The following is a 25,956-nucleotide window of genomic DNA, read 5'->3' as shown; positions in this document are numbered from 1 at the left end:
GCCCCCGGTGGGATTGGCGGCCCCGTCCGCCGGGAACCCGCCTCACGTGCACCGACCCCTTGAGGACTACGCGCTCATCGGCGACCAGCAGACGGCCGCCCTCGTCTCCCGTGGCGGCTCCGTCGACTGGCTCTGCCTCCCCCGCTTCGACTCGGCGGCCTGTTTCGCCGCGCTCGTGGGCAAGGAGGACAACGGCCACTGGCAGCTCACCCCGAAGGGCGCGGGCGACTGCACCCGTCGCTCCTACCGCCCCGGCACCCTGATCCTCGACACGGAGTGGGACACCGACGAGGGCAGCGTCCGGGTCACCGACCTGATGCCGCAGCGCGACAAGGCCCCCGACCTCGTACGTATCGTCGAGGGGCTCAGGGGCCGCGTCACGATGCGCGGCACCCTGCGCCTGCGCTTCGACTACGGGTCGATCGTGCCGTGGATGCGCAAGTCCGACGGCCACCGCGTGGCCGTCGCGGGGCCCGACTCGATGTGGCTGCGCTGCGAACCCCCCGTACACACCTGGGGCAAGGACCTCACCACCCACTCCGAGTTCACCGTCGAGGAGGGTGAGTCCGTCGCGTTCGTGCTGACCTGGCACCCGTCGCACGAGCCGCGCCCCCGCCTCATCGACCCGTTCGAGTCCCTGCGCCACTCGCAGGAGGAGTGGGAGGAGTGGTCGGCGCGGTGCCGCTACGAGGGCCCGCACAAGGACGCGGTCCTGCGCTCCCTGCTCACCCTGAAGGCCCTCACGTTCGAGCCGACCGGCGGGGTCGTCGCCGCGCCGACGACCTCGCTGCCGGAGGAGCTCGGCGGCGTCCGCAACTGGGACTACCGGTACTGCTGGCTGCGCGACTCGACCCTCACCCTCGGCGCGCTCGTGTCGGCCGGCTATCTCGACGAGGCCGAGGCGTGGCGGGACTGGCTGCTGCGCGCGGTCGCGGGCGACCCGGCGGACCTGCAGATCATGTACGGCCTCTCGGGCGAGCGCCGCCTGCCCGAGATCGAACTCCCGTGGCTGGCCGGATACAGCCACTCCGTCCCCGTACGCGCGGGCAACGACGCCGTGCACCAGCTCCAGCTCGACGTGTACGGAGAGGTGATGGACTCGCTCGCCCTGGCACGGCTCGCGGGTATGCCGTCCGAGCCGCACGCGTGGCGGCTCCAGCTGGCCCTCATGGACTTCCTGAGCACCGCGTGGCGCCAGCCCGACCAGGGGCTCTGGGAGGTCCGTGGGCCGCGCCGGCACTTCGTGCACTCGAAGGTGATGGCGTGGGTGGCCGCCGACCGTATGGTCAGCGCCCTTGAGGACGAGCCCGGTCTGCCGGGCGATCTCGACGCCATGAGGCAGCTGCGTGACGACATCCACCGCGACGTGCTGGAGCGCGGATACGACGCGGAACGCAACACGTTCACCCAGTACTACGGCTCGACCGAGCTCGACGCGTCACTGCTGATCATCCCCCGCGTCGGCTTCCTGCCGCCGGACGACCCGCGCGTCCTCGGCACCGTCCAGGCGGTGCGCGACGAGCTCTCCGACGGCGGCTTCGTGCGCCGCTACAGCGCCGAGGCGACGGGCGTCGACGGGCTCCCGGGCCGCGAGGGCACCTTCCTCGTCTGCTCGTTCTGGCTCGCGGACGCGCTGCATCTGACGGGGCACACACAGGAGGCCCGCGAGCTGTTCGACCAGCTCTGCGCGCTCGGCAACGACGTGGGGCTGCTCGCCGAGGAGTACGACCCCGGGTCGGGGCGCCAGCTCGGGAACTTCCCGCAGGCCTTCAGTCACATCGGCCTGGTGGGGACCGCCCTCACGCTGTTCGGGACCGGCGAGGCAGGATAGGACCCATGGATCTTGGACTGAAGGACCGTGTCTACGTCGTCACCGGCGCCACCCGCGGCCTGGGCAACGCCGCCGCGCGTGAACTCGTCGCCGACGGCGCGAAGGTGATCATCACCGGGCGGGACGAGAAGCGGGTGGCCGAGGCCGCCGAAGCGCTCGGCGAGAACGCCGTGGGCGTCACCGCCGACAACGCCGACCCCGACGTCGCGCGGCGCCTGATCGAGGCCGCGCGCGAGAACTTCGGCGGCTTCGACGGCGTACTGATCAGCGTCGGCGGGCCGGCCCCCGGCTTCCTGGCGGACAACACCGACGAGCAGTGGGAGTCGGCCTTCGAGTCGGTCTTCCTCGGCGCCGTGCGGCTCGCCCGCTCGGCCGCGGCGGAGCTCGGTGAGGGCGGTGTCATCGGCTTCGTGCTCTCCGGCTCCGTGCACGAGCCGATCCCCGGCCTGACCATCTCCAACGGTCTGCGCCCCGGACTCGCCGGCTTCGCGAAGTCCCTCGCGGACGAGCTGGGTCCGCGCGGCATTCGCGTCGTCGGGCTGCTCCCGGCGCGCATCGACACGGACCGGGTCCGCGAGCTCGACGGCCTGTCCGCCGACCCGGAGGCGACCCGCGCCGCCAACGAGGCGCGCATCCCGCTGCGCCGCTACGGCCGACCGGAGGAGTTCGGCCGCGCCGCCGCGTTCTTCCTCTCGCCCGCCGCGTCGTACCTCACGGGCGTGATGCTCCCGGTGGACGGCGGCTCCCGACACGGATTCTGAGCGGTCGGGCGCTGAATTACGGGTTCTGAGTCACGGGCTCTGAGACACCGGGGCTGAATCACAGGCTCTGCCACTGGGCTCAGACACGGGGTCAGCTCACGCGCTCCGCGCGGTGCTTCACCGCGCGGAGCCGCACCTCGGCCGGCAGGGCGTCGAGCCCGGCGGAGTCCCGCGCGTGGCCCAGGGCCTCCTCGCTGATCTGCTGGAGGGCCGCTCCCGGCTCCGCGTGCGGTTCGAGAAGCAGACCCATGCGTACATGGGGTGCGGAGCGCCGCCCGGTCAGGACGACCCCGGCGCGCTCCACGCCGTCGAGCGACTCGGCCTCACCGACCAGGACCCCTTCGAGCGCACGGCCGCGCAGCAGCGCGCCCTCGCCGTCACCGGTGTCGACGAGAACCTCGGTGAGGCGGCGCCTGCGCAGCTGGGCGACCAGCCACCACAGGGCGAGCAGCACGCAGACGGCGAGCACGGCGATGACGACCGGCCACCACCAGCCGTCGTCGCGCCACCGGTAGCGGTCCGCCTTGCTCAGCAGCACGTCGTGCCGGCCGTTGTAGATCCACCAGGACGGCGGGGGCGCGCCGAGTCCGACGGCGAGTACGGACCCTCCGAACACGAAGAGGATCAGTCCGGCGAGGCCGATGACGACCCGGTTCACGGTCCTGAGCACGGGGCTCATCCCTTCTTTCCGGGCCGCGCGACGCGCACGGAGAGGCCGGGCGTGGAGGTGAGACCGAGACCCTTGACGGCCTCGCCGGTCACGGTGTCCAAATCGGCGCGTACGTCGTCGAGCTGACGGAAGTGCGAGAGGGCCCGCACCTCGACCTTGGAGCGCTTCATCCGGACGCGTACGGACTGCACGCCCGCCACCTCCATGGCCCGGTCGCGCAGGACCATGGAGGCCGCGTCGCGGTGCAGTCCGGCACGTACGTCGGTGTGGATGCGGCGCATCGGCAGGACGGCGCGAAGGCCGGGCGTCGCGGCGAGCACGATCAGCCACAGCCCGAGCGCGGCGGCCACCCCCGCCCCGACCAGCACCCACACGTTGTCCAGGGGCCGCTCGGCGAGTTCGCCGGCGAGGGCGCGCCGCCAGTGCATCGCCGAGTGACCGGCGCGTACGGCGGCGATGTCGTACAGCAGAATCCCGAAGGCTCCGAGGAGGACGGCCGCGACCAGCGCGGCGGGGATCCGGCGCGGCGACCAGAAGCGGCCGCTGCCGTGCCCGCCCTCCGGCGTGGGCAGTGCCTTGTACGTGGCCGCAGACCCCGACTGGCCGAACTGGTCGAGCTCGTCCTGCCCGCGTTCGACGACGGGCAGGGGCTGTGTGGGCTCGCTCATCGGATCCTCCGCTGTGCCGCGCCGCGATCGTGCTCCGAGTGCAGCCGCTCCACCTGTACGGCCACCTCGGGCACCTCCATTCCCGCCAACGCCTTTACCCGCTCAGCGACTTGGCGACGCACGGCACCGCACTGCGTCCCGATGTCGCCGGGATAGTCCAGCTCGACGCTGATGCGCACATGGGCGATGTCGTGGCGCACGGAGACGGTGGCGTGCGGGGCGCTGCCGCCTGTGGGAACGGCGGGGAGCGCCTCGCGCGCCGCCTGTGCGGCGATCTTCGCGACGACCCGGTCGGCGATCCGGGTCGCGCCGCGCTCGGCGGGCGCGACCTGCGTCGCCACCGGTCACCGCCGCCGGTCGCCGCGCGTGCGGAAGAAGTCGCCGGGTTCCAGGTCCCCCTCGAGGAAACGGCCGGCGACGAAGCCGACGGCGCCGAGCGCCGCCACCAGCAGGAAGGCCCCGAAGCCACCGAAGTATCCGGCGAATGCGAGAGCCATTCCGGCGATCATGCCGATCACGGCCAGGTTCATCGAGCGCTCCTCCTCAAGGGCAAGCTCGCGAGCGGATGGTCATGGATGGTCATGGATGGTCACTGAAGCCGGGACTCCGGCTCCTCGTCCTCTTCGTCGGGCAGCTTCACATCGCTCACCGCGATGTTGACTTCGACGACCTCGAGGCCGGTCATGCGCTCGACGGCCGCGACCACGTTCTCGCGCACGTCGCGGGCGACGTCGGCGATCGACACCCCGTACTCCACGACGATTTCCAGGTCGAGCGCCGTCTGTACCTCACCGACCTCGGCCTTCACTCCGCGCGACACGGATTTGGTGCCACCGGGCACCCGGTCGCGTACGGCTCCGAAGGTGCGGGACAGACCGCTGCCCATCGCGTGCACGCCCATGACGTCCCGCGCGGCGAGGCCGGCGATCTTCTCCACCACACCGTCGGCGATGGTGGTGCGCCCCCGCGTCCCGGCTGATCCCCCGCCCCGCTTGGTCACACTGGTCCTGCTCCCGGTCGCTTCCCCCGGCTTCTCTGTGGTGTCGCTCATCGCGGGTCGTCCCTTTCGAAGAGGTTCTCTCAGACCGTTCTCTGGGAGTCACTGCTCTTTCGCCCACACTAAGTGCGGTTGCCCGGTCGCGCGCCAGGGATGCGGCAGGCTGGGGCAATGAGCGCTGACCGATGGACGCAGGCAGTACGGCACCAGCTCGGACTCGGCAGGCTGGTACCGCTCGGAGGGCCGCGAGACGGCTGCTGGCTGGCCGAGTCGGCGGCACGGTCGGCGTTGCGCCAGGCAGTGCGATCGGTGCCCGGGGTGCGGCTGGGAAGCCTGCGCATCGAGCTCGCCGACCCCGACAGTTCCTACGAGTCCGCGGTGCCCGCGCCGCCGAGTGCCCTGCCGCCGGGGCCGCTGAGGATTGTCGCGGACTGTGCGGCGGCGCCGGACGAACCGCTGCCCACGGCCGCGTCCCGGCTGCGCGCGGCCCTGAGCGGCGCGGCGTCCGACGGGCTCGGGCTCGCGGTGGCGGCGGTGGACCTGCGGGTGACGGCGCTGCTCGACGACGGTCCGGAAGCCGAGACCGCCTCGGGAGATACGGATTCGGATGTCGCGGACGGCCGTCAGGCGCAGGCCGACAGTGACGAGGAACGGGCTGGGCAGGCCGCGCTCTCCGTGCCGGGGGTGGCGCGGCTGACCGGTTCGCTGGGCGGCCTGGGGCGCGCGGTGCACATCGAGGAGCGTCCCGAGGGTGCGGCCACGCTGCCGCGCCGCCATGTGCGGATCGAACTGGCCGTGTCGGGCGGGCGGCGGGTGCTCGATGTGGCGCGGGACGTGCGGACGGCGGTCACCGAGGCCCTGGCGGATGATCCGTCAGTGGCCGTTCTGGTGACCGCCGTGAGCTGAGGGCCGTCCGGCCCGGGTCATGCGTGGGTCGCGTCAGTCGCCGAGGCCCGCGAGGTCCCGGAGCCGCCGTCCCTGTGCGGCGCGCTCGGCGGTGCGCTGCTCCTCGTACGAGCGTCCAAAGACGCCCTGGAGCAGGGCCTTGGTCTCGATGACGGCGTCGCGGGGGGCGGCGACGAGTGCGCCGGCGAGGTCGCGCGCGGCGGCGTCGAGCTGGTCGGCGGGCACGACGAGGTTGGCCAGGCCGATGCGGCCGGCCTCGTCGGCGTGGACGTAGCGGCCGGTGACGCAGATCTCCAGGGCGCGCGCGTATCCCACGAGGGAGACGAGGGGGTGCGTGCCGGTGAGGTCGGGCACCAGACCGAGGCTGGTTTCGCGCATGGAGAACTGCACGTCCTCGGCGGCGATCCGCAGATCGCAGGCGAGGGCGAGCTGGAAGCCGGCACCGATCGCGTGTCCCTGCACCGCGGCGACCGTGATGAGGTCGCTGCGCCGCCACCAGGTGAACGCCTCCTGGTACTCGGCGATGGTGTCGTCGAGTACCTCGTCGGAGCCGCGCGCCAGGTCGATGAAGGACGGCTCGCCGTCGAAACCCTCGGGCGTGAACGCCTGACGGTCGAGGCCCGCGGAGAACGAGAGTCCCTCCGCGCGCAGCACGACGACGCGCACGCTGCCCGGCAGGGACTTCCCGGCGTCGGCCAACGCCCGCCACAGAGCGGGACTTTGGGCGTTGCGCTTGTCCGGGTTGGTCAGCGTCACCGTGGCGATGGAGCCGTCGACGGTGAGGCGGACCCCGTCCTTGTCGAGTACCGGCGCGAGCGAGCCGGATCCGCTGTCGGGCGAAGCCATGTGTGCCTCCGATGGTGTGCGCAGTCGGTCGAGGACGTTTCGACGCCCTCGAAACTACTGCACAGTAACCACCCGGCCGGTCGGCGGACCGACCGGGTGGTCACCATCGAAGCCTGTGCACTGCCCGGGTCAGCCGGCCGCGGTCGCCTTCTTGCCGCGTGTAGCCCCGCCGCGACCTCGCAGCGTGACTCCCGACTCACTGAGCATCCGGTGCACGAACCCATACGAGCGGCCGGTTTCCTCGGCCAGCGCTCGGATGCTCGCACCGGAGTCGTACTTCTTCTTCAGGTCTGCCGCGAGCTTGTCGCGCGCGGCGCCGGTTACCCGGCTGCCCTTCTTCAGAGTCTCGGCCACCCGTGCCTCCTCATGGGAAGTGCGCTCTGGACTTCTCATGATCACCCCTCCCGGGCTTCCTGGCCACCCATTCGGCAAGGTCCGTACGACGAGCTTGTGCGGCCGGGAAGCGGCCGACACGAGTGGAATGGAGGGTTCCGGGCACACCCGGGCGGGGCGGGAAACGGGGTTCCCTGCGAAGGGCCAGGTCAGCGCCTTGCCAGGCAGCACAAGGGCCCCGGCGGCGGTGCGGCGACGGGATGCGTGTAGGACACACCGCGGTACGAGGAGATCTCACTCAGATGATGGATCACGGATCGGCCGAATGATCCATACCGAGTGGATCAGGCTTTCGATCAAGCCGTGGTGACGGCCGACCGTGATCGTCCGCGCCCGGAAGCGGGCGCGGCAGCAGACCCAGAAGCGGACGCGGGCGGGTCAGGCGAGGCTGACCAGATCCGCGTAGTCCTGGCCCCAGAGGTCCTCGACGCCGTCGGGCAGCAGGATGATCCGCTCCGGCTGGAGCGCGTCCACGGCGCCCTCGTCGTGGGTGACGAGGACGACGGCGCCCTTGTAGGTGCGCAGCGCGCCGAGGATCTCCTCGCGGCTGGCCGGGTCGAGGTTGTTCGTGGGCTCGTCGAGGAGCAGCACGTTCGCGGAGGACACGACGAGCGTCGCGAGCGCGAGGCGGGTCTTCTCACCGCCGGACAGGACACCGGCCGGCTTGTCGACGTCGTCCCCGGAGAACAGGAACGAGCCCAGCGTCTTGCGCACCTCGACCAGGTCCAGGTCGGGGGCGGCGGAACGCATGTTCTCCAGGACCGTGCGCTCGGGGTCGAGGGTCTCGTGCTCCTGCGCGTAGTAGCCGAGCTTGAGGCCGTGGCCCTCGATGACCTCGCCCGTGTCCGGCTTCTCGGCGCCGCCGAGCAGCCGGAGCAGGGTGGTCTTGCCGGCGCCGTTGAGGCCGAGGATGACGACGCGCGAGCCCTTGTCGATGGCCAGGTCGACGTCCGTGAAGATCTCCAGGGAGCCGTACGACTTCGACAGGCCCTCGGCCATCAGCGGCGTCTTGCCGCACGGCGAGGGCTCGGGGAAGCGCAGCTTGGCGACCTTGTCGGAGACGCGGACCGCCTCGAGCCCGGCGAGCAGCCGGTCGGCGCGCTTGGCCATGTTCTGCGCGGCGACGGTCTTGGTCGCCTTGGCGCGCATCTTGTCGGCCTGGGAGTTGAGGGCCGCGGCCTTCTTCTCGGCGTTCTGGCGCTCGCGCTTGCGGCGCTTCTCGTCGGCCTCGCGCTGCTGCTGGTAGAGCTTCCAGCCCATGTTGTAGACGTCGATCTGGGAGCGGTTCGCGTCCAGGTAGAACACCTTGTTGACGACCGTCTCGACGAGGTCGACGTCGTGGGAGATCACGATGAAGCCGCCGCGGTACGTCTTGAGGTAGTCGCGCAGCCAGACGATGGAGTCGGCGTCGAGGTGGTTCGTGGGCTCGTCGAGGAGCAGGGTGTCGGCGTCCGAGAAGAGGATGCGGGCCAGTTCGATACGGCGGCGCTGACCGCCGGAGAGCGTGTGCAGGGGCTGGCCGAGCACGCGGTCGGGCAGGTTGAGCGCGGCGGCGATGGTGGCGGCCTCGGCCTCGGCGGCGTATCCGCCCTTGGTGAGGAACTCCGTCTCCTGGCGCTCGTACTGCTTGAGGGCCTTCGCGCGCGTGGCGCCCGTGCCGTTGGCGATGCGCTGCTCGTTGTCCCGCATCTTCTGGATCAGGGTGTCCAGGCCGCGCGCGGACAGGATGCGGTCGCGGGCCAGGACGTCGAGGTCGCCGGTGCGGGGGTCCTGCGGGAGGTAGCCGACCTCTCCGGAGCGGGCGATCGTGCCGCCGGCCGGCGTGCCTTCACCGGCGAGGCACTTGGTGAGGGTCGTCTTGCCCGCGCCGTTGCGTCCGACGAGGCCGATGCGGTCGCCCTTGGCGATACGGAAAGTGGCGTTCTCGATGAGGATGCGGGCGCCGGCGCGCAACTCGATGGCCGAAGCGGTGATCACGGACAGACTCCTGAGCAGGGATTGGACGGCGGAAGGGCTACTGAGGGCGATGAGCCGTCTAGTGCGTGGGGAGAATGGCCATGGGCCAAGTCTAACGGGGGGATGCAAACAGTTTTCCGCCGTGCTGTTCCAGGGCCGAGGGGCAGACCGTCACGAAGTGGCCGATAGTGGGCGTTGGGCGGCGGGCCGCCGCCCCTGACGTGCGGCGGAGGACGGTGCGGCCATGCAGTTCGACGACGACGCCGACCTGGACACCTCCGAGGTCCAGGACAGGCGCCGGGTCCCCGGCGGCCGGCGGACCGTCGGCGGCGGCCTCGCGGGGCTGCTCGCCCTGCTGATCGGCCTCTTCTTCGGCACCGACGAATTCGGCCTGTCCTCCGGCGGCGGCGAACCCGACACCACCGTCTCGTCCGCGGCCCAGGTCAGCCAGGACTGCCGTACGGGCCAGGACGCGAACAGCAAGGAGGACTGCCGCGTCGTGGCGGTCGTCAACAGCGTCCAGGACTACTGGCGTCAGGAGTTCCGCGACCGCCGGGGCACCTACTCCCCCGCGCAGACCGTGTTCTTCACCGGCCAGGTCCGGACGGCGTGCGGCACGGCGACCTCGGCGGTCGGGCCGTTCTACTGCCCGGGCGACCGCAAGGTCTATCTGGACCTGGGCTTCTTCGACGAGCTGCGCACCAAGTTCGGCTCCAGCGGCGGACCCTTCGCGCAGGCGTACGTGGTGGCGCACGAGTACGGACACCACGTCCAGAACCTGATGGGGACGCTCCAGCGCTCCCAGGACGGTCGTACGGGCCGGAACAGCAACGCGGTGCGGGTCGAGCTCCAGGCGGACTGCTACGCCGGGGTGTGGGCGCACCACGCGACGACGACGCCCGACGACAAGACGGGCAAGCCGCTGATCACGAACCTCACCGACGCGGACATCCGCGACGGCCTGGACGCTGCGGCCGCCGTCGGCGACGACCGCATCCAGGAGAGGTTCCAGGGCCGGGTGACGCCCGAGACCTGGACGCACGGCTCGGCCCAGCAGCGGCAGCAGTGGTTCTACGAGGGCTACCGCACCGGCGACATGGCGCGGTGCAACACGTTCCGCTGAGCGCGGCCCGCTCGCCGGGCGGATTGTCAGTGCCGGGTGCCAGTCTGGACTCGGCAGCACAGTCCCGACCGGCGAAGAGGGTGATGAAGGAGTGAGCACGGTGAGCGGTACGAAGGGCGAGGGGCGCGCGAGTTTCTACCCGTCCTTGCTGTACGCCGACGCGCAGGCCGCGATCGAGCAGCTGACCTCGGCGTTCGGCTTCACAGCCACGGCCGTGCACGAGGGCGAGGGCGGCTCGGTGATGCACGCCGAGCTGACGTACGGGAACGGCGCGGTGATGCTCGGTTCGAAGGGCCGCGGTGGCCGCTTCGACGAGGCCATGAAGGGCGCGGGCCCGACCGGGATCTATGTCGTCGTGGACGATGTCGACGCCCATCACCGCCGGGCCGTCGAGCACGGCGTGGAGATCCTGATGCCCCCGACGGACCAGGGCTACGGCTCCCGGGACTACATGGCCAAGGACGCCGAGGGCAACGTGTGGAGCTTCGGGACGTACGCGCCGCGGATACCGGCCTGATCGCGGGGGCGCGGCGTCACGCGCCCCCGGTGTGCACCTGGAAGGCGGCCCGGCGGACGGCCTTGGCGAGCGCCGGGTCCGGGTGCGCGGCGGCCAGCGCGACGAGGACCTGGACAGTGCGCGGGTGCCCGGCCGCCCGGACCTCGTCGAGGAGGGCCGGCACGGTGGGCTGCACGGCGGACTCCAGGTGGCGTACGAGGAGCTGGGCCTCGCCGTGGTCCGCGACGGCCGCCGCGGTGTCCACCCACAGCCAGGTCGTCTCCTCGCGGGTCAGCACCATGTGGACGTCCTCGGGGTCGGCTCCCTCGTACTCGGCGAGCCACAGCAGCGCGTAGGGACGCAGCGGCGGCTCGTCTGCGACGGACCGGACGACGGGCTCTGCGGGGGCTCCCACGACGCGCAGGGCCTCGAAGGCGAGGCCGCGCAGCAGGGCGTCCTCGCCTCGGGCGGCGGCGATCAGCTCGGTGACGGCGCTGCCGACGGGGCGGGCGGCGAGCCAGGCGCGGTATTCGGCGCGGGCCGCGTTCGGGCGCAGCCGTGCGCAGCCTCTGAGCATGGCGTCGGCGGACTGCTCGATGTTGCCCGCCGGGGACTGGGCGGCCACGCAGATCTGCTCCAGCTTGACCCAGACCGCCCAGCTGCCGAGCGGCGTGAGGGTGGCCTGGCCGTCGGCGTAGGTGAGGGCGCCGACGGCGGCGAGGCCGTGCAGGGCCCAGTCGAGGAGCGGGGGGAGGGTGGTGCCGGTGGCGGCGCTCGCGGTGTCGGTGGGCTCGGGCTGCGGGCCGTAGGGGATCTCGCAGCGTTCCGTGCGCAGTTCCTCGACGCGCTGGCCGAGCAGGTCGAGGAGCTGCGGGACGGGGACCGGGCCGGCCGAGAGCTGGAGGAGGGAGAGCACCTGGGGCATCGCCGAGACGACCTCGGCGACCGCGGCGGCCTCCAGGCTCTCGTCGGCGGGGTGGGCCAGGGACCAGGCGTCGAACAGCGCGACCCAGCCGCGCAGCACGGCGGTGTCGTCGCGGTCCCAGGCGCGCAGGCGCCAGCCGGGGCGCGCGCTGTCACCGTGCACCTCGACGAGGCCCGCGAGGCGTGCGGTGTCCCAGTCGGCGCTGACCTGTCGCGGGGTCAGCTCCAGGTCGGCCGCCGCGCGTTCGGCAGTGGGCGGGGACAGGGCGCCCCTGCCGTCGGGGGTGCCGTGGCCGCTGCCGGGGCTGAGGACGGCGTCGGCCCAGCGGGCCACGCGGACGGCGTCGGCGAGGCCGCGGCGGGCCATGCGGGCCAGTTCCGCCGGGGGTGGGGTGCCCTCCGGCGGCCGGGGCGCCGGGCGGGGCGGGCGTGCCTGGGTCACCACTCCGTCGGTCCGCACGGGGGCGGCGGCGAGGGTGCGCGGGCGGACGAGTCGGAGCCTGGAGTCGCGCGGGATACGGGACGTCACGGGGGCAGTCTTCCGGTTGACGGTCCGAAAACCCAAACGGAATCGTTCCGGGGCTCTTTGCGGGCCTCGCGGGAGGGGCCGCGGACCGGCGTGCGCCGGGGGTCTACGCGGGCCTTCCTGCGCATCTGTCCCCTGCGTGTGACGGAGCCGTGAGGAGCTACATGAGGGGGGTGAGGAAGCGGCGGAGCGTCTCCTCGTACGTCTGCGGGTCGGCGTTCCACATGGCTCCGTGCGGGGCGTCGTCCACCGTGTGCAGCGAGACCAGGTCGGGGCGCCGGGCGGCCAGTTCGCGGGACAGGGCCCAGGGGGCGATCTCGTCGTCGGGGCCGTGCATCACGAGCGTGGGCACCTTGAGCGCCTCGGCGTGGGCGGCGGTGTCGAGGCGGTCGCCCTGCAGCCCGGTGCGGCCCTGGGCGGCCCGGACCGCGAGGGGCAGCAGGGGCCCGGGGACATGGCGGGCCTCGGCGAGGGCACGCAGCGTCACGTCCCAGGCGAGGACGGGTGAGTCGAGGACGAGCCCGCAGATGCGGTCCCGCAAAGCGGAATGCGCCGCCGCGTGCAGCGCCATGGCGGCGCCGGTCGACCAGCCGTGCACGATGACGCGTTGCGCGCCGTAGCGCACGGCATAGCGGATCGCGGCGTCCAGGTCGCGCCACTCCGTCTCGCCGAGGTGGCCGAGGCCGTCCGGTGAGCGGGGGGCGCCGAGGTCGCCGCGGTAGGCGAGGTCGAGCACGGGGAAGCGGTGGCGGTGCAGGAAGTCCATGAGGACCATGGGGTGCTCGCGTGTGGTGCCCAGGCCGTGGACGGTGAGGACCCAGGTGTGGCGGGTGCCGGGGACGAACCAGGCGGGGAGCGCGCCCAGTTCGCCGGGGATGTCGATGTCGGCGTGGTCGAGGCCGAGGGCCGCCTTGGGGTCGCCGATGTGGACCTGGGCGGTGAGCCATGCCTTGGCGCCGGGTTCGAGGGTGCCGTGGGTGACGCGCTCCAGGCGGCGTACGACGGCGTCCGCCGCGTGCGGGGCGGACGCGAGGACGGGCCCGACCACGGCGTGGAATCCGTCGCCGCTCAGGCCGTAGGTGCCCGGGCGCAGGGAGGCCAGGTCGCGGGTGAGCGTGATCTGGCCCGCGGCGGTGGCGTGGACGGTCAGGCGTGGCTCGGTGGGCAGGGGCCGGCCCGCAGGCGCCTTGAGGGCGGCGTCGCTGGCGAACCGGCCGGCCGCGATCGCGGCCGCGCCGGCACCGATGACTGCGGTGACGGCAGCGGCCGTCGCTGTGGCGGTGCGCACCGTCCCAGTGTCGGCGCCCCGGCTCCGACCGGCCAGTGGGGCGGGGCAGGGGCGGCCGGGTGCCGGTTCAGCCCGGCTGCCCGTATCCCCGCAGCTTCTCCTCCACCTCGCGCACCTGGTCGCGGGTGAGGAGCGTCGGCGTGTGGTGGGGATGGGCGCTCGCGGTGAGCCAGACGCGGCACAGCCATTCGAGCTGGGCCGTGCGGTCGTAGGCGGCGGCGAGGGTGTCGCCGTGGGTGAGGGTGCCGTGGTTCTGGAGCAGGCAGCCTGTCCGCCCCTCGAGAGCGTCGAGCACGTTCTCGGCCAACCGCTCGGTGCCGTACATCGCATACGGAGCGACCCGGACGGGGCCGCCGAGGGCCGCGGCCATGTAGTGGATGAGCGGAAGCTCGGGCACCAGGGTGGAGACGGCGGTGGCGTGGACCGCGTGGGTGTGGACGACGGCGCGGGCGGGCGTCGCGCGGTAGACCGCCAGATGCATCGGGAGTTCGCTGGTCGGGGTCAGGGTTCCGGCGCGCTGCCCGCCGTCGAGGCCGACGGCGACGAGGTCGTCCGGGGCGAGCTCGTCGTAGGGGACCCCGCTGGGTGTGACGAGGACGGTGTCGCCGATGCGCACCGAGACGTTCCCCGAGGTCCCGACGACGAGGCCGTCGGAGACGGTGCGCCGGGCCGTCGCCACGAGCGCGCTCCATGCCTGCGCGAGTCCGTCCGCGCCCCGCCCTGCCTCGCCCGGTTCCTGCGCCATGCCCGCATCCTGCCAGCCGCTCGGCGGGCCCGCGCCGATCGTGGCGCCCGGGCACTTCCGTGCGGAGCCGAGGAGTCCAAAAGCGCACGCATGGGCATGAATGCCGGTCTGGAGACGATTGGCTGGAGGTCGACGGGCTCAGAGGGATCTTCCGGTAGCCTCCGGTGGGATTTGTCATGCACGTCGCCATTCCGGGGGGAAATATGGCTCGTGGTCACAAACCGTCCCGTCGCCGCGCGCACATCGCGACCGCGACATCACTCGCCGCCCTGACGTTCGGGGGCACCGCTCTCGCACAGGCTCCGGCGTCCGCGGCGGGCGTCACGAAGGGGCACGACGTCTCGTCGCACCAGAAGAACATCAACTGGCAGAAGGCCAAGAGCAAGGGCGCACGGTTCGTCTACGTCAAGGCGACCGAGTCCGCCACCTACCGCAATCCCTACTTCAGCCGGCAGTACGACGGAGCGCGCAGCGCGGGCGTCATCCGCGGGGCGTACCACTTCGCGCTCCCGAACAAGTCGTCCGGCCGGACGCAGGCCTCGTACTTCGTGCGCAACGGGGGCGGGTGGCGGGCGGACGGCTGGACGCTGCCGCCGGCGCTCGACATCGAGTACAACCCGTACAGCTCGAAGAAGTGCTACGGCCTGAGCAAGGGGAAGATGATCTCCTGGATCAGGGCGTTCAGCGACGAGGTGCGGCGCAGGACGGGCCGCCGGCCGGTGATCTACACCAATTACCGCTGGTGGAAGAAGTGCACGGGCAACAGCGCGGCCTTCGCGCGCAACCACGCGCTATGGCTCGCCCGCTACGCCGAGTCCGCCGGGACACTGCCGTCGGGCTGGTCGTACTGGACGTTCTGGCAGTACGACAACAGCGGCGGACTGCCGGGTGACCAGAATCTCTTCAACGGTTCACCGAGGCAGTTGCGGAGGTTCGCCCGCGGCTAGCGGAAGGCTTACTTCCGCTTAATTGAGCCGCCGTTCCGCTTCGCGAACGACCCCGTGCCGCCACCCCGATTCCAACGGAGTGGCGGCACTCCGCTTCGGGTCACCGCACCGCCTGCCCCAGTTCATCTTCCGTTCACTCAGGTTGCCTACGTTCACCGAGCCACTGACGTCCAACAGAAGCCTGGGTAAATGGAACACATCACGCTTCTCCTCGGGATCGTGATCGTTACCGCTCTCGTGTTCGACTTCACGAACGGTTTCCACGACACAGCCAACGCGATGGCCACCACCATCTCGACCGGCGCTCTCAAGCCCAAGACGGCGGTGGCCATGTCCGCCGTGCTGAACCTCGTCGGAGCCTTCCTCTCCGTGGAGGTCGCCAAGACGATCTCCGGCGGGATCATCAACGAGGACGGACTCAAGACCGAGGTCATCTTCGCGGCGCTGGTGGGCGCCATCCTCTGGAATCTCCTGACGTGGCTGGTGGGCCTCCCCTCCAGCTCGTCCCACGCGCTCTTCGGCGGCCTCATCGGCGCCGCCGTGATGTCGATGGGCTGGTCGTCGATCAACGGCGGCACCGTCGTCACCAAGATCCTGCTCCCGGCCGTCGCCGCGCCGCTCGTGGCGGGCATCGCCGCGATGCTGGCCACCCGGCTCACGTACCGGATCGGCAGCAAGACCGACCAGAAGGCGACCGCCAAGGGCTACCGCGCCGGGCAGATCGCCTCCGCGGGCCTGGTCTCGCTGGCGCACGGCACGAACGACGCGCAGAAGACGATGGGCATCATCACGCTCGCCCTGATCACGGGCGGCGTTCTCAGCCCCGGCGCCAACCCCCCGATGTGGGTCATCGTCTCGGCCGGTACGGCCATCGCGCTCGGCACCTACCTCGGCGGCTGGCGCATCATCCGCACCATGGGCAAGGGCCTCACGGACCTCGCGCCGCAGCAGGGCTTCGCCGCCCAGACCAGCGCCGCGACCGCGATCCTCGCCTCCTCGCACATCGGCTTCTCGCTCTCCACGACGCAGGTCTGCTCCGGCGCCGTCATGGGCGCGGGCCTCGGCCGCAAGGGCGGCGTCGTCCGCTGGTCGACCGCGACCCGCATGTTCATCGCCTGGGGCCTGACCCTGCCGGCCGCCGGTCTGGTCGGCGCGGGCGCCGAGTTCCTCACCAAGCAGGGCTCGTGGGGCGTCGCCGTCACCGCGCTGCTCCTGATCGCCGGCGCCGGCACCATCTGGGCGCTGTCCCGGCGCAACGCGATCGACCACACGAACGTCACGGACGACGACATCGACGGCGTCGACGTCCCGGCCGAGCCCGCCGGCGTCGTGACCACCGCGATCGCGGCCGTCACCCCGCCGCCCGCCGGCACGGTCGCGGACCTGGACACCGACGTGAAGACCACCATCCCCGCCTCGCCCGCCCCGCCCTCGGCGGAGTCCGCGCGACCGGCCACGGTCTAAGGAAGCAGCAGCGCTATGCACATCGACTGGGCAGCACTCGGCTCCGTGTTCGGAGTCAGCCTCGTGATCACGGTGGCCCTCGTGGGCCTGTTCACCCTCGGCATCGTCGGGCTCGCCAAGCGGGAGTCGGCGACGGCCCAGGGCGGTTCGGCGGGGCTCGCCGTCTCCGGCGCGTACGCCTGCTTCGCCCTGTGCGCGGCGGCCGTCGGTTACGGGATCTTCCTGATCGTCGCCTGACCGGAGGTAACCGGCAGAAGTGCGGGGTGCGGGACGCGACGGCGTCCCGCACCCCGCTTCGTGTGGGCCTCAGCACACTCTCCCTTCGCAGGTCAACGGCAAGTTGACGGGCGTTCGGGGGGCGTGGTGGACTTCCGGGGCCATCTACGGCAGCAGGAGAGGAAGCCGGTGCGAATCCGGCGCGGTCCCGCCACTGTCACCGGGGAGTGATCCCCGCGAGCCAGGAACTCTCGCCGCCGGTCTCTTCCAACCAGGGCGTGGACACCCTGAGTGAGGACATATCGCCATGCGCGGCTGCCAGTTGCGGGTGCTCCCGCTCAGAGCGAGTACAAGGGTTCCCCTCGCCGTAGCGGCGGGCTGACCGTGCGGGCCGAGCGCGTCTTCGCGTACGGCAGCGCCGCCGGACTCCTCGGCGACCTCCTGATCGGCGATCCGCGCCGCGGGCATCCGGTCGCCGCGTTCGGACGGGCCGCGGGCGCCGTCGAGCGCGTGCTGTGGCGTGACCACCGCGGGTGGGGCGCCGTGCACACCGCCGTGTGCGCCGGGGGCGCCGCCCTCGCCGGTGGCCTCGCCGCGCGCGCCGCGCGCCGCTCCCCCGCCGCCTCCGTCGCGCTGACCGCCGCCGCCACCTGGGCGGTCGTCGGCGGTACGTCGCTGGGGCGCGAGGCGCGCGCCATCGGGAGCGCGCTGGCCGCCGGTGACGTGGACGCGGCGCGCGAACGGCTGCCGCATCTGTGCGGGCGCGACCCGCAGGCCCTGGACGCGGACGGGATCGCGCGGGCCGTCGTCGAATCCGTCGCCGAGAACACCTCCGACGCCGTCGTGGGCGCGCTCGTGTGGGGCGCCGTCGCCGGCGTCCCCGGGCTCGTCGCGTTCCGCGCCGTGAACACGCTGGACGCCATGGTCGGGCACAAGTCGGCCAGGTACCGCCGCTACGGCTGGGCCTCCGCACGCCTCGACGACGTGGCCGGCTGGCCCGGGGCGCGGCTGACCGGCGTGCTGGCCGCAATCGCGGGCGGCCGTCCGCGCGGCGCGCTCACGGCGTGGCGCGAGGACGCGCGACTGCACCCGAGCCCCAACGCCGGTGTCGTCGAGGCCTCGTTCGCGGGGGCGCTCGGAGTGCGCCTGGGAGGCACGTTGTCGTACGGCGGGCGGGTCGAGCACCGGCCCGTACTGAACGCGTCGGGCCGGGCCGTGGAGACCGCCGACATCGAGCGGGCGGCGCGGCTCTCGCGGCGCGTGAGCTGGCTGGCCCTCGGCGTGTGCGCCGCCGGGCGGGCACTGTTGCGGAGGGGGAAGTCGTGAGTGGTGGCGGACTGCTGGTGGCAGGGACCACGTCCGATGCCGGGAAGAGCGTGGTCACCGCGGGGATCTGCCGGTGGCTGGTGCGGCAGGGGGTGAAAGTCGCGCCGTTCAAGGGGCAGAACATGTCCCTCAATTCCTTCGTGACGCGCGAGGGCGCCGAGATCGGGCGGGCGCAGGCCATGCAGGCGCAGGCCGCACGCGTCGAGCCGAGCGCCCTGATGAACCCCGTGCTGCTGAAGCCGGGCAGTGACCGCAGCAGCCAGGTGGTGCTCATGGGCAAGCCGGTGGGCGAGTTGAGTGCGCGGGGCTACCACGGAGGACGGCAGGCGGCACTTCTGGACACCGTCGTGGGATGCCTGGAGGAACTCCGGGGCAGCTATGACGCCGTGATCTGTGAAGGGGCGGGCTCTCCCGCCGAGATCAACCTGCGCCGCACCGACATCGTCAACATGGGGATCGCCCGGGCCGCACGGCTGCCCGTGCTCGTGGTCGGCGACATCGACCGCGGCGGCGTCTTCGCGTCGTTCTTCGGCACGACGGCGCTGCTCGCCCCCGACGACCAGGAGCTGCTGGCCGGCTATCTGGTCAACAAGTTCCGCGGGGACGTCTCGCTGCTCGAACCCGGCCTCGACATGCTCAAGGACCTGACCGGGCGCCCCACGTACGGGGTTCTCCCCTTCCAGCACGGCCTCGGCATCGACGAGGAGGACGGGCTGCGCGTGTCGCTGCGCGGTTCCGTGCGCGAGTCGTGGACGACGGCCCCCGTCGGCGAGGACGTGCTGCGCGTAGCCGTGTGCGCCGTGCCGCTGATGTCGAACTTCACCGACGTGGACGCCCTGGCCGCGGAGCCGGGCGTCGTCGTGCGGTTCGTCGACCGGGCCGAGGAGCTCGTCGACGCGGACCTGGTCGTCGTGCCGGGAACGCGCGGCACCGTCAAGGCACTTCAGTGGCTGCGCGAGCGCGGCCTCGCCGACGCCCTCGCGCGCCGGGCCGCCGAGGGCCGGCCGGTCCTCGGGATCTGCGGCGGCTTCCAGGTGCTCGGCGAGCGCATCGAGGACGACGTCGAGTCGCGCCTGGGCGCCGTGGACGGGCTCGGACTGCTGCCCGTACGGGTGCGCTTCGCGCGCGAGAAGACCCTCGCCCGGCCCGTCGGTGAGGCGCTCGGTGAGCGCGTCGAGGGCTACGAGATCCATCACGGGGTCGCCGAGGTCACGGGCGGAGAAGGGTTCATCTCTGATGACCATGGACACGGCTTGGACGGATGCCGCGTCGGCTCCGTCTGGGGCACGCACTGGCACGGCTCGCTGGAGGCGGACGGCTTCCGCCGGGCGTTCCTGCGCGAGGTCGCGGCCGCCGCCGGCCGCCGTTTCGTACCGGCGCCCGACACGTCGTTCGGCGCGCTGCGCGAGGAGCAGCTCGACCGGCTCGGCGATCTGATCGAAGAACACGCGGACACGGACGCGCTGTGGCGGCTCATCGAGTCCGGCGCTCCGTCAGGACTGCCTTTCATTCCACCGGGAGCGCCCGCATGAGCACAGTGTTGTTGTTGTCGACCGCAGACACCGATCTGCTGGCGGCCCGGGCCTCCGGCGCCCCCTACCGGATCGGGAACCCGACCCGCGTGGACGTCCGGAGCGAACTGCCCGGGCTGCTCGACGGCGTGGACATCGCCGTCGTCAGGCTCCTCGGCGGCAAGCGCGCCTGGGAGGACGGGCTCGCGGCGCTGAAGGCGTCCGGCGTGCCGACGGTCCTGCTCGGCGGCGAGAGCGTCCCGGACGCGGAGCTGATGGCCGAGTCGACCGTGCACGCGGGCGCCGTGGCCGAGGCGCTGCGCTACCTCGTCGAGGGCGGTCCCGGCAACCTCGTCGAGCTGGCCCGCTTCCTCGTCCAGGACGTGCTGTGGGGCGGGCACGGCCGGGCCGGGAGCGCGCCGGAGCGGCACAGCGCCGAGCCGCAGAAGATGCCCGAGTACGGGGTGCACGGCCGCCGTCCGCGCGTCGAGGGCCGTCCTACGGTCGGCGTGCTCTTCTACCGCGCCCACGAGCTGTCAGGGAACACCGCGTTCGTGGACACCCTGTGCGACGCGATCGAGGCGCGCGGCGTCAACTCCCTTCCGGTGTACTGCGGTTCGCTGCGCGGCGCCGACCCCGGCCTGTACGAGCTGCTCGGCGAGGCCGACACCCTCGTGGCGACCGTCCTCGCGGCGGGCGGCACCCACGCCTCGCAGGCGTCCGCGGGCGGCGACGAGGAGGCCTGGGACATCGGCGCGCTCGCCGACCTCGACGTCCCTGTCCTGCAGGGTCTGTGCCTCACGTCGTCGAAGGCGGTCTGGGAGGCGTCGGACGCCGCGCTGTCGCCGATGGACGCGGCGATGCAGGTCGCGATCCCCGAGTTCGACGGCCGGATCGTCACCGTGCCGTTCTCCTTCAAGGAGGAGGGCCCCGACGGCGTCCCGGTGTACGCGGCCGACCCCGAGCGGGCCGCGCGCGTCGCCGGGATCGCCGTACGCCACGCGCGTCTCGGCCACAAGCCGAACGGCGAGAAGAAGCTCGCCGTCGTCTTCACGGCCTACCCGACCAAGCACTCGCGGGTCGGCAACGCGGTGGGCCTCGACACGCCCGCCTCCGCCGTCCGCGTCCTGGACGCGCTGCGCGAGGCCGGATACGGCGTCCACGGCTACCCCGACAACGGTGACGAGCTGATCCACCGGCTCATCGAGGCGGGCGGCCACGACGTCGAGTGGCTCACCGAGGACCAGTTGGCGTCGGCGCCCGCACGCGTGCCGCTCGCCGACTACCGCGCCTGGTTCGACAAGCTGGCGCCCGAGCTGCGCGACGGGATGCTGGAGGCGTGGGGCGAGCCGCCGGGCTCCCTCTACGTCGACGGCGACGACATCGTGCTCGCGTCGCTCCAGTTCGGCAACGTCGTCGTGATGATCCAGCCGCCGCGCGGCTTCGGCGAGAACCCGATCGCGATCTACCACGACCCGGACATGCCGCCGTCGCACCACTACATGGCCGCGTACCGCTGGCTCGAGAACTCCTTCGGTGCGGACGCCGTCATCCACATGGGCAAGCACGGCACCATGGAGTGGCTGCCGGGCAAGGGCCTCGGTCTGAGCGGGAGCTGTGCGCCCGACGCGGTCCTCGGCGAGCTGCCGCTGATCTACCCGTTCATCGTGAACGACCCGGGCGAGGGCACACAGGCCAAGCGCCGCGGGCACGCCACGGTCGTCGACCACCTGGTCCCGCCGATGGCCCGCGCCGACACGTACGGCGACCTCGCGAAGCTGGAGCAGCTCCTCGACGAGTACGCGCTCGTCTGCGACCTGGACCCGACGAAGGCCCCGGCCGTGCGCGCCCAGATCTGGACGCTGGTGAAGGCGGCCGAGCTCCACCACGACCTGCATGTCGACGAGCAGCCGGACGACGGCGACTTCGACGAGTTCGTGATGCACATCGACGGCTATCTGTGCGAGATCAAAGACGTGCAGATCCGCGACGGTCTGCACATCCTCGGCGGCGGCCCGGTCGGCGAGCCGCGCGTGAACCTCGTACTCGCCGTGCTGCGCGCCTCGCAGGTGTGGGGCGGCGCCGCGAACGCGCTGCCCGGCCTGCGCGCCTGCCTGGCCGAGCACTTCGGCCTGGTCGAGAAGGAGCTGCTCGGCGAGCCCGGCGCGCCCGTGAAGGTGCCGGCCGAACTGACGGACCTCGTCAGCGGTCCCGCCCGCAGCGCCGCCGACGCGATCGACCTCCTGGAGCAGCTGTGCCGGCGCGCGGCCGAGGGCATGGAGGAGCGCGGCTGGGACACCGCTGCCGTCCCCGCTCTCGTCCGCGACATCGTCGGAACCGAACTCCCGGACGCCGTGGCGGTGTTGGAGTTCGCGTGCCGTGAGGTCGTGCCGCGGCTCGCGCGCACCACGGACGAGATCGGGCACATTCTGCGGGCGCTCGACGGCGGATACGTGCCGGCGGGACCGTCCGGGTCGCCGACGCGCGGCCTGGTCAACGTGCTGCCGACGGGCCGCAACTTCTACTCCGTCGACCCGAAGGCGATCCCCTCGCGGCTGAGCTGGGACGTCGGGCAGGCGCTCGCCGACTCACTGGTGGCGCGCTACCTCGCCGACACGGGCGAGTACCCCAGGTCCGTGGGCCTGACGGTGTGGGGCACCTCCGCGATGCGCACGCAGGGCGACGACATCGCGGAGATCCTCGCGCTGCTCGGCTGCCGCCCGGTGTGGGACGACGCCTCGCGCCGTGTCACCGGCTTCGAGATCGTGCCGGCCGCCGAACTCGGGCGCCCGCGCATCGATGTGACGGTCCGTATCTCCGGCTTCTTCCGCGACGCGTTCCCGCACGTCGTGGGCCTGATCGACGACGCCGTGCAGGCCGTCGCCGCGCTCGACGAGAGCGCCGAGCAGAACTACGTACGCGCCCATGCCGAACAGGACACCGTCGAGCACGGCGACCGGCGGCGGGCCACGGCCCGCATCTTCGGGTCGAAGCCGGGCGCGTACGGGGCGGGTCTGCTGCCGCTGATCGACGCCCGCAACTGGCAGTCGGACGCGGACCTCGCCGAGGTGTACGCGGTGTGGGGCGGTTACGCGTACGGGCGCGGGCTCGACGGGCGGGCTGCGCGCGGCGACATGGAGACGGCGTTCCGGCGCATCAACGTGGCGGCGAAGAACGTCGACACCCGCGAGCACGACCTCGTCGACGCCGACGACTACTTCCAGTACCACGGCGGCATGGTCGCCATGGTGCGGCATCTGACGGGGACCTCCCCCGAGGCGTACGTCGGCGACTCCGCCGTGCCCGACCAGGTGAAGACCCGCACGCTGGGCGAGGAGACCCACCGGGTGTTCCGCGCCCGGGTGGTCAACCCGCGCTGGATGGCCGCGATGCGCCGCCACGGCTACAAGGGCGCCTTCGAGATGGCCGCCACCGTCGACTACCTCTTCGGGTACGACGCGACGGCCGGCGTGGTCGACGACTGGATGTACGAAAAGCTGTCGGCCGAGTACGTCTTCGACGCGGAGAACCAGGACTTCATGAAGAAGTCCAACCCGTGGGCCCTGCGGGGCATCACCGAGCGGCTGCTCGAAGCGGCCGAGCGCGGCCTGTGGGCCGAGCCGGACGCGCAGACGCTGGAGCGGCTGCGGGCCACGTATCTGGAACTTGAGGGCGACTTGGAGGGCGACGACCAGTGAGTACCCCCTATCCGTTCACCGCGCTCGTCGGGCAGGACGACCTGCGGCTCGCGCTGCTGCTGAACGCGGTCAGCCCCGCCGTCGGCGGGGTGCTCGTGCGCGGCGAGAAGGGCACGGCCAAGTCCACGGCCGTACGCGCCCTCTCGGCCCTCCTGCCCGAGGTCGAGGTCGTCGCCGGGTGCCGCTTCTCGTGTGCGCCCGGCGCCCCGGACCCGGCGTGCCCGGACGGCCCGCACGAGAGAGGACCCGGCGCCTCACGTGCCGCCCGCATGGTCGAGCTGCCCGTCGGCGCGTCCGAGGACCGGCTCGTCGGCGCGCTCGACATCGAGCGGGCGCTCGCCGAGGGCGTCAAGGCCTTCGAGCCGGGACTCCTCGCCGACGCGCACCGCGGGATCCTGTACGTCGACGAAGTGAACCTGCTGCACGACCACTTGGTGGACCTGCTGCTCGACGCGGCCGCGATGGGCGCCTCGTACGTGGAGCGCGAGGGCGTCTCCGTACGGCACGCCGCGCGCTTCCTGCTCGTCGGCACCATGAACCCCGAAGAGGGCGAGCTGCGGCCGCAGTTGCTCGACCGGTTCGGCCTCACCGTGGAGGTCGCCGCCTCCCGCGAGCCCGACCAGCGCGTCGAGGTCGTCAAGCGGCGCCTCGCGTACGACGACGACCCGGAGGGCTTCGCCGGGAAGTGGGAGCAGGAGGAGTCCGCCGTACGGGCGCGGATCGTCGCGGCCCGTGACCTGCTGCCTTCGGTGCGGCTCGGCGACGCCGCGCTGCGCCAGATCGCCGCGACGTGCGCCGCGTTCGAGGTCGACGGGATGCGCGCGGACATCGTGATGGCGCGTACGGCGACGGCGCTCGCCGCCTGGGCCGGCCGCACGGACGTGCTGGCCGAGGACGTGCGGCAGGCCGCGCTCCTCGCGCTGCCGCACCGCAGGCGCCGCAACCCGTTCGACGCGCCCGGGCTCGACGAGGACAAGCTCGACGACACCCTGGAGGAGTTCGGCGGCCAGGACGACGAACCGGATCCGGACGGTGACGGTGACGGCGGCGGGGACGGGCCCGGTGGCGGGGGCGGGCAGCCGCCGCAGGACGCGCCCGAGGGCAGCGGCCCCGACACGGGCGGCGACCGGGCCGCCGACATCCCCGCGCAGGGCGAGCCCTCCGACAGCGGCGAGCGGAAGGCTCCCGCGGGCGGCGGCGAGCAGGCGGCCGCCCGGGCCTCCGAGCCGTTCCGTACGAAGACGCTGAGCGTGCCCGGACTCGGTGAGGGGGCCGCGGGGCGGCGCTCGCGGGCCCGCACGGAGCACGGGCGTACGACGGGTGCGCGGCGCCCGCGCGGCGCGCTCACCAAGCTGCACCTGGCGGCGACCGTGCAGGCCGCGGCCCCGCACCAGCGGGCGCGGGGGCGTTCCGGTCCCGGGCTCGTGGTGCGGCGTGACGATCTGCGGCAGGCGACCCGGGAGGGCCGCGAGGGCAACCTCGTGCTCTTCGTGGTCGACGCCTCCGGGTCGATGGCTGCGCGGCAGCGGATGAGCGCCGTGAAGGGCGCTGTCCTGTCGCTGCTCCTCGACGCGTACCAGCGGCGGGACAAGGTGGGGCTCGTGACGTTCCGCGGGTCCTCGGCCGATGTGGCACTGCCGCCGACGTCCTCCGTGGACGCGGCGGCCGTACGGCTCGAGTCGCTGCCCACCGGTGGACGTACGCCGCTGTCCGCGGGGCTCCTGAAGGCGCACGACGTGCTGCGCGTGGAGCGGCTGCGGGACCCGGCGCGCCGGGCGCTCCTCGTCGTGGTGACCGACGGGCGCGCGACGGGCGGTCCTGAGCCGGTGGCGCTCGCGGGGCGTGCGGCGCGGCTGCTCGCCGCCGAGGGAACGGCGTCGGTCGTCGTGGACTGCGAGTCGGGCCCCGTGCGGCTCGGGCTCGCCGGTCAGCTGGCGGGCGAGCTGGGCGGGACGGCGGTGACGCTCGACGAGCTGCGGGCCGACTCGATCGCCGGGCTCGTGAAGGACGTCCGGCACATGCAGGGTCTGCAGTCGAACAGCAGGAGGGTCGCGTAATGCCTCAGGGACAGCCGAGCGTCGTGCCGGACGACGGGCTCACGACGCGGCAGCGGCGCAACCGGCCGCTCGTCGTCGTCCACACCGGCATCGGCAAGGGCAAGTCGACGGCGGCTTTCGGGCTCGCCCTGCGCGCCTGGAACCAGGGCTGGCCCATCGGGGTGTTCCAGTTCGTCAAGTCGGCGAAGTGGAAGGTCGGCGAGGAGAACGCGCTGCGCGTCCTCGGCGCGAGCGGCGAGGGCGGGACCGTCGACTGGCACAAGATGGGCGAGGGCTGGTCCTGGGTCCAGCGCGACGCGCAGATGGACAACGAGGAGAAGGCCCGCGAGGGCTGGGAGCAGGTCAAGCGCGACCTCGCCGCCGAGACCTACCAGCTGTACGTGCTCGACGAGTTCGCCTACCCGATGCACTGGGGCTGGATCGACACGGACGAGGTCATCTCCGTGCTGCGGGACCGGCCCGGGACCCAGCACGTCGCGATCACCGGACGCAACGCCCCCGGGAAGCTGATGGACTTCGCCGACCTGGTCACCGACATGTCCAAGGTCAAGCACCCGATGGACGCCGGCCAGAAGGGCCAGAGAGGCATCGAGTGGTGAGTACGTAC

24 protein-coding genes and 1 riboswitch are annotated in these 25,956 nt (G+C 72.5%); of the genes, 13 read left to right on the top strand and 11 right to left on the bottom strand.

What is annotated here, in order from left to right; translation table 11 throughout:
* Nucleotides 1–46 precede the first annotated feature (46 nt).
* On the top strand, nt 47–1,831 hold the full coding sequence (locus ACZ67T_RS07495; protein ID WP_469982160.1) for a glycoside hydrolase family 15 protein: 1,785 nt from the start codon (nt 47–49) through the stop codon (nt 1,829–1,831).
* A 5-nt stretch (nt 1,832–1,836) separates the two neighbouring features.
* A complete protein-coding gene (locus tag ACZ67T_RS07490) occupies nt 1,837–2,592 on the top strand; it encodes an SDR family oxidoreductase (protein WP_469982158.1) in 756 nt (251 codons plus the stop codon).
* 91 nt (nt 2,593–2,683) lie between these two features.
* On the opposite strand, the gene amaP is transcribed toward ACZ67T_RS07490, so the two are convergent.
* Genes amaP through ACZ67T_RS07465 form a run of 5 tightly spaced genes read right to left on the bottom strand, consistent with a single transcriptional unit; the run spans nt 2,684 to nt 4,981 of the window.
* Nucleotides 2,684–3,271 (bottom strand): alkaline shock response membrane anchor protein AmaP, encoded by a 588-nt coding sequence (amaP, locus tag ACZ67T_RS07485; RefSeq protein ID WP_469982157.1) that lies wholly within the window; start codon nt 3,269–3,271, stop codon nt 2,684–2,686.
* Complete coding sequence (locus tag ACZ67T_RS07480; protein ID WP_469982155.1) at nt 3,268–3,930, bottom strand: DUF6286 domain-containing protein; 663 nt, start codon at nt 3,928–3,930, stop codon at nt 3,268–3,270. Before ACZ67T_RS07480 ends, amaP begins: the two co-directional genes overlap by 4 nt.
* Complete coding sequence (locus ACZ67T_RS07475) at nt 3,927–4,271, bottom strand: Asp23/Gls24 family envelope stress response protein (protein WP_469982153.1); 345 nt, start codon at nt 4,269–4,271, stop codon at nt 3,927–3,929. The genes ACZ67T_RS07480 and ACZ67T_RS07475 overlap by 4 nt, the downstream gene beginning before the upstream one ends.
* Before the next feature lie 3 nt (nt 4,272–4,274).
* Nucleotides 4,275–4,460, bottom strand: coding sequence for a hypothetical protein (locus tag ACZ67T_RS07470; protein ID WP_356289619.1), 186 nt, complete (start codon nt 4,458–4,460; stop codon nt 4,275–4,277).
* Between the two features lie 59 nt (nt 4,461–4,519).
* Nucleotides 4,520–4,981, bottom strand: a complete 462-nt coding sequence (locus ACZ67T_RS07465; RefSeq protein ID WP_469982151.1) for an Asp23/Gls24 family envelope stress response protein — start codon at nt 4,979–4,981, stop codon at nt 4,520–4,522.
* A 117-nt stretch (nt 4,982–5,098) separates the two neighbouring features.
* Between ACZ67T_RS07465 and ACZ67T_RS07460 the strand changes: the two genes are divergently transcribed.
* A complete protein-coding gene (locus ACZ67T_RS07460) occupies nt 5,099–5,833 on the top strand; it encodes an Asp23/Gls24 family envelope stress response protein (protein ID WP_469982149.1) in 735 nt (244 codons plus the stop codon).
* A 33-nt stretch (nt 5,834–5,866) separates the two neighbouring features.
* Here ACZ67T_RS07460 and ACZ67T_RS07455 read toward each other — a convergent pair whose 3' ends face one another.
* From ACZ67T_RS07455 to ACZ67T_RS07445, 3 genes are all read right to left on the bottom strand, one after another.
* On the bottom strand, nt 5,867–6,679 hold the full coding sequence (locus tag ACZ67T_RS07455) for an enoyl-CoA hydratase/isomerase family protein (RefSeq protein ID WP_469982147.1): 813 nt from the start codon (nt 6,677–6,679) through the stop codon (nt 5,867–5,869).
* Nucleotides 6,680–6,808: 129 nt separating this feature from the next.
* Nucleotides 6,809–7,033 (bottom strand): helix-turn-helix domain-containing protein, encoded by a 225-nt coding sequence (locus ACZ67T_RS07450; RefSeq protein WP_189492003.1) that lies wholly within the window; start codon nt 7,031–7,033, stop codon nt 6,809–6,811.
* Nucleotides 7,034–7,450: 417 nt separating this feature from the next.
* Nucleotides 7,451–9,049 (bottom strand): ABC-F family ATP-binding cassette domain-containing protein, encoded by a 1,599-nt coding sequence (locus ACZ67T_RS07445; RefSeq protein WP_469982145.1) that lies wholly within the window; start codon nt 9,047–9,049, stop codon nt 7,451–7,453.
* 223 nt (nt 9,050–9,272) lie between these two features.
* Between ACZ67T_RS07445 and ypfJ the strand changes: the two genes are divergently transcribed.
* Nucleotides 9,273–10,151 carry a KPN_02809 family neutral zinc metallopeptidase gene (gene ypfJ, locus ACZ67T_RS07440; protein WP_469982144.1) on the top strand — a complete coding sequence of 293 codons (879 nt, stop codon included), beginning with the start codon at nt 9,273–9,275 and terminating at the stop codon, nt 10,149–10,151.
* A gap of 100 nt (nt 10,152–10,251) precedes the next feature.
* Nucleotides 10,252–10,668, top strand: a complete 417-nt coding sequence (locus ACZ67T_RS07435) for a VOC family protein (protein ID WP_469982143.1) — start codon at nt 10,252–10,254, stop codon at nt 10,666–10,668.
* Between the two features lie 16 nt (nt 10,669–10,684).
* Here the strand turns inward: ACZ67T_RS07435 and ACZ67T_RS07430 are convergent, their stop codons facing one another.
* The 3 genes from ACZ67T_RS07430 to ACZ67T_RS07420 all read right to left on the bottom strand — a co-directional run bounded on the left by ACZ67T_RS07430 (nt 10,685) and on the right by ACZ67T_RS07420 (nt 14,130).
* A complete protein-coding gene (locus ACZ67T_RS07430; protein WP_469982141.1) occupies nt 10,685–12,100 on the bottom strand; it encodes a hypothetical protein in 1,416 nt (471 codons plus the stop codon).
* A gap of 157 nt (nt 12,101–12,257) precedes the next feature.
* The gene (locus tag ACZ67T_RS07425) at nt 12,258–13,385 is read right to left on the bottom strand and encodes an alpha/beta hydrolase (RefSeq protein ID WP_469982139.1); all 1,128 of its coding nucleotides are present in this window, start codon (nt 13,383–13,385) and stop codon (nt 12,258–12,260) included.
* Nucleotides 13,386–13,452: 67 nt separating this feature from the next.
* Nucleotides 13,453–14,130 (bottom strand): class II aldolase/adducin family protein, encoded by a 678-nt coding sequence (locus ACZ67T_RS07420; RefSeq protein ID WP_469982138.1) that lies wholly within the window; start codon nt 14,128–14,130, stop codon nt 13,453–13,455.
* A 203-nt stretch (nt 14,131–14,333) separates the two neighbouring features.
* On the opposite strand from ACZ67T_RS07420, the gene ACZ67T_RS07415 reads away from it, so the two are divergent.
* The 8 genes from ACZ67T_RS07415 to cobO all read left to right on the top strand — a co-directional run bounded on the left by ACZ67T_RS07415 (nt 14,334) and on the right by cobO (nt 25,948).
* Nucleotides 14,334–15,077, top strand: a complete 744-nt coding sequence (locus ACZ67T_RS07415) for a lysozyme (RefSeq protein ID WP_469982137.1) — start codon at nt 14,334–14,336, stop codon at nt 15,075–15,077.
* Between the two features lie 189 nt (nt 15,078–15,266).
* The gene (locus ACZ67T_RS07410) at nt 15,267–16,541 is read left to right on the top strand and encodes an inorganic phosphate transporter (protein ID WP_469982136.1); all 1,275 of its coding nucleotides are present in this window, start codon (nt 15,267–15,269) and stop codon (nt 16,539–16,541) included.
* A gap of 15 nt (nt 16,542–16,556) precedes the next feature.
* The gene (locus ACZ67T_RS07405) at nt 16,557–16,778 is read left to right on the top strand and encodes a hypothetical protein (RefSeq protein WP_469982134.1); all 222 of its coding nucleotides are present in this window, start codon (nt 16,557–16,559) and stop codon (nt 16,776–16,778) included.
* 110 nt (nt 16,779–16,888) lie between these two features.
* A riboswitch (cobalamin riboswitch) is annotated at nt 16,889–17,030 on the top strand.
* A gap of 111 nt (nt 17,031–17,141) precedes the next feature.
* Nucleotides 17,142–18,083 (top strand): cobalamin biosynthesis protein, encoded by a 942-nt coding sequence (locus tag ACZ67T_RS07400; protein ID WP_469982132.1) that lies wholly within the window; start codon nt 17,142–17,144, stop codon nt 18,081–18,083.
* Nucleotides 18,080–19,615, top strand: coding sequence for a cobyric acid synthase (locus ACZ67T_RS07395; RefSeq protein WP_469982131.1), 1,536 nt, complete (start codon nt 18,080–18,082; stop codon nt 19,613–19,615). Before ACZ67T_RS07400 ends, ACZ67T_RS07395 begins: the two co-directional genes overlap by 4 nt.
* Nucleotides 19,612–23,292, top strand: a complete 3,681-nt coding sequence (gene cobN / locus ACZ67T_RS07390; RefSeq protein ID WP_469982129.1) for a cobaltochelatase subunit CobN — start codon at nt 19,612–19,614, stop codon at nt 23,290–23,292. The genes ACZ67T_RS07395 and cobN overlap by 4 nt, the downstream gene beginning before the upstream one ends.
* Entirely contained in the window at nt 23,289–25,349 is a 2,061-nt protein-coding gene (locus tag ACZ67T_RS07385; RefSeq protein WP_469982127.1) for a putative cobaltochelatase, read from the top strand. Before cobN ends, ACZ67T_RS07385 begins: the two co-directional genes overlap by 4 nt.
* Nucleotides 25,349–25,948, top strand: coding sequence for a cob(I)yrinic acid a,c-diamide adenosyltransferase (gene cobO / locus ACZ67T_RS07380; protein ID WP_469982126.1), 600 nt, complete (start codon nt 25,349–25,351; stop codon nt 25,946–25,948). Before ACZ67T_RS07385 ends, cobO begins: the two co-directional genes overlap by 1 nt.
* Nucleotides 25,949–25,956: the final 8 nt, after the last annotated feature.

The organism is Streptomyces sp. NPDC107517, from assembly GCF_055582645.1.
This window is presented reverse-complemented; position numbering and strand designations above follow the sequence as displayed.